Source organism: Staphylococcus sp. EG-SA-15 (genome assembly GCF_017151895.1).
In the GTDB taxonomy this organism is placed as follows: Bacteria; Bacillota; Bacilli; order Staphylococcales; family Staphylococcaceae; genus Staphylococcus; species Staphylococcus aureus.
This window is the reverse complement of sequence record NZ_JACVZN010000116.1, coordinates 1-251: the sequence shown is the minus strand read 5'-3', so window position 1 is coordinate 251 and position 251 is coordinate 1. Positions and strand designations below refer to the sequence as shown.

General features: G+C 29.9%; 1 pseudogene. It reads right to left on the bottom strand.

From position 1 onward, the window contains the following. Positions 1-251: pseudogene (locus tag IDG64_RS15265) on the bottom strand (ABC transporter permease); the annotation flags it as partial.

Genomic DNA, 251 nt, shown 5'->3' with positions numbered 1-251 from the left:
TTATCACGAATAAAGATGAAACAGAAACATACTTAAATTTAAAAATAGAATCTACTGATGATTTAAAAATAGCTGCTAAACGCTGGAATGATTTAGGTGTTAAAAATGTTATTGTGACAAATGGCGTACCAAATAATGCTAATATGAGCGTCTGCGAAATAACTACGTTCGCTAAATAGCCATTCGTAAATCCTTGAGCCTTTAATATGCCAAATAAACTTGTTTTTTGTAATGTCATGACATATAAGAAA